The sequence below is a fragment of the Bacteroidota bacterium genome, from assembly GCA_018831055.1.
In the GTDB taxonomy this organism is placed as follows: Bacteria; Bacteroidota; Bacteroidia; order Bacteroidales; family B18-G4; genus M55B132.
The window spans coordinates 1-2,530 of record JAHJRE010000279.1 but is presented as its reverse complement, the minus strand read 5'-3'; the positions used below and the strand labels follow the sequence as shown (position 1 = coordinate 2,530).

5 protein-coding genes and 1 tRNA gene are annotated in these 2,530 nt (G+C 61.7%); 4 read left to right on the top strand and 2 right to left on the bottom strand.

Going from position 1 to position 2,530, the window contains the following annotated elements:
- Positions 1 to 132: 132 nt before the first annotated feature.
- From KKA81_16555 to KKA81_16540, 4 genes are read left to right on the top strand one after another with little or no spacing between them, the layout of a single operon-like run.
- Positions 133 to 516 carry a hypothetical protein gene (locus tag KKA81_16555; protein MBU2652537.1) on the top strand — a complete coding sequence of 128 codons (384 nt, stop codon included), beginning with the start codon at positions 133 to 135 and terminating at the stop codon, positions 514 to 516.
- Between the two features lie 4 nt (positions 517 to 520).
- Positions 521 to 757, top strand: coding sequence for a hypothetical protein (locus KKA81_16550; GenBank protein ID MBU2652536.1), 237 nt, complete (start codon positions 521 to 523; stop codon positions 755 to 757).
- The gene (locus KKA81_16545; GenBank protein MBU2652535.1) at positions 754 to 1,335 is read left to right on the top strand and encodes a hypothetical protein; all 582 of its coding nucleotides are present in this window, start codon (positions 754 to 756) and stop codon (positions 1,333 to 1,335) included. Before KKA81_16550 ends, KKA81_16545 begins: the two co-directional genes overlap by 4 nt.
- A gap of 33 nt (positions 1,336 to 1,368) precedes the next feature.
- Positions 1,369 to 1,686, top strand: coding sequence for a hypothetical protein (locus tag KKA81_16540; GenBank protein ID MBU2652534.1), 318 nt, complete (start codon positions 1,369 to 1,371; stop codon positions 1,684 to 1,686).
- Between the two features lie 201 nt (positions 1,687 to 1,887).
- On the opposite strand, the gene KKA81_16535 is transcribed toward KKA81_16540, so the two are convergent.
- Both KKA81_16535 and KKA81_16530 read right to left on the bottom strand, forming a co-directional pair.
- Positions 1,888 to 2,370 (bottom strand): thermonuclease family protein, encoded by a 483-nt coding sequence (locus tag KKA81_16535; GenBank protein MBU2652533.1) that lies wholly within the window; start codon positions 2,368 to 2,370, stop codon positions 1,888 to 1,890.
- A 21-nt stretch (positions 2,371 to 2,391) separates the two neighbouring features.
- A tRNA-Pro gene (locus KKA81_16530) sits at positions 2,392 to 2,468 on the bottom strand.
- Positions 2,469 to 2,530 lie beyond the last annotated feature (62 nt).

Here is a 2,530-nt window from a genome sequence, read left to right as displayed (position 1 = left end):
CTTCACGCCGGCCGGCCTCGTTGGCATGGGCTGCACGATCGCGGTGATCTATGGCGCTCGCCTGATGTTCAAGGGCCAGGCCATCGAGCAGATCCGCGTTGAAGACGCGCAGACCGGCGCCAACTTGGGCCGATGATCATGCACGACGCAATCGAGAAACAACTGATCGAGATCCGCACCACCGCCGGCGGCCTGGTGGCGCCGCTGGTGCGTGGCGCACTCATCATCGCGGTGGGCTTCATCGTTCTGCAGCTGGCGCGCTGTGATGCATCAAGAGAGCGTGATGCGTTCTGGCGCAAGCAGATCAAGGAACAATCGCGGCACGTCACCGACATCATCAAAGAGGCAGGCCGCACGCTGCCGGCGGCCGATCGCCAACGCCTCGAGGAATTGGAAAAGCAAAACGATGAGCAGAAAAACGAGCTCGAGGAGCTGCGCCGGCAGAGGGCATCATCGCCGCTTTCTGACCCTTGCAGCCGTTGCCTCATTCCTGCTGAGCGGCTGCGCGTCAAATAACGTTGTGGTCACGCCGTTGGCGCTGCCCGACATCGACGCCGGCCTGATGAAGCCTGAGCCAAACATCACGTGCCTGCCGCCTGGCAAAGACAAATACCCGGTTGAAGACCTCGAGGCCGCGCACGATTGCGAACGCAGCGGCCGCTTGCGCGCCCGCGGCCGGTTGCATGCCTTGCAGGCCTCAGAGCGTGAACGCCAGCGCGTTATCGCGGCCGCGATGCAGAACGGAAAAACTCCATGAACGAAGCACAAGCTAGAAGCGCATATAGTTCCAAGCTTTATTGGGCCGGTTTGGGCGTTCTCACCGGCGCATGTGTTGGCATGCCCGGTTATCTGCTGCACGGGCCGTTAGCGCCATCGCCTCACCGCGTGATTGGTGCCGACAACTTCACCACTTGGGTGCTTGGTTGGTGGACGCTGGCAGTCGTTATCGCCAATTACAAAAGTCGGCGCAGGTGGGTGTGGGCTGATCGGCAAGCTGATTTTGTTGCCACGGTGCTGTTGCTAGCCGCTCTGCCGGCGCATCGCGCGCTCTGGATGCCTTGGCGCATCATGCTCGAGCTCGAGAGCAGAGGAATTATTCAAAGCGGCTACGCCGCCCACTATCGCGATACATGGGCGCAGTTTTCAACAATTCCGCAAGGCATTTGGTGGGTGGCGTTCTGCCTCTTCGCGGCGCCGATTTATCGCAAGTGGTATGGTGCAAGTGGCTGGGTGTGGGCCGCGCTGATATTCATTTCCGCAACGTGGGTGGTTGGCTATCAAATGCCAGACTTTGTGCGGATTGTCATCGGGCTATGGTCAGGGGTTTCGCCATGAAAGCGCACCTCTTCGACCTACGGAGTTCCTACGATGCCAGAACAGAACGGCGGCCACGTTTTTGGCCTTGGCATGACGCTGGGGCGCATCGATCAGCGCCTCAGCGATATGCAGGGACAGTTGCGCCATCAGAGGCGTGCACTGCAAGCGATTTCAGATCAATTGCAGAGCACCTCATCTCGGATTACTGCCACCAGTGCCGCACCGGAAACCCTCACCAGCAAGCTCAACAAGGGCGACCTCAAATCGATCGCTCAGGTGATCGGCCTGGTGGTGGTGGTGGTGGTCACCAGCGTGGCGCAAGTCAATCTCGAGGCTCTGAAACAATGGCTGGAGGTTTTGTTGAAATGACCCCTCTTGACCAGATCAAATGGCTGCTTTTCGGCGCGGTGCTTTTCAATCTCGCCATCATATCCGCACGCATCGTTGCCGGCAGCTGAAGGCCTTAACGGTTTGAGTTCGGCCAGGCAGTGCCACCCCGCACCTGGCCGCCCCGCCCCACGCCCTGGCACCCTCTCCTGCCGGGCGTGGGGCACCCGTGCGGCCTTTGCCTCACTTGCCGCACCAGCCCTGCCGCCGGCTCTTGCCGTCATAGGCCCGCGCGTGGCCTTCCGCGATCAGCAATTCGCTGACATCGCGCCCGGCCACATAGAGCCGCGCCAACCCTCTCCCCCACTTTTCCCGACCCGCACCTCGCCGCACGCTGACCTCGCCTTCGCGCAGCACACCGATGAGGCGCGCGGCTGCGATCAAGCCGCGGTCACGCTCCTGCCCGCACTTGGCGTGGTAGATTTCGGGGGCGTCATAGCCCTGCAGGCGATAGCGCTTGCCGCCAATGTCAACGGTATCGCCATCAACCACGGTGATGGCCTCACCGGCGGCCGTCACCGCGCTTGGCGCCGACCTGAGCCGCCCGTCAGGCAGCGTGGCAAACACCGCCAGGCCACCCGCGCCGGCGGCCACGATCGGCAATAACGCCAACCTGACTTGGCTGCGTTTCTTGGGCGGTTTCTTGGGCGCTGCAAATCCCATCATTTGCTAACCCGTTGAAAATAATGGTCGGAGCGGGGAGATTCGAACTCCCGACCCCTTGCTCCCGAAGCAAGTGCGCTACCAGGCTGCGCTACGCTCCGATTTTTCCTTATTTACTGGCGCTTCCGGTGCCGACCCGCACCCGCGCCTAAGGTTCCCGCCG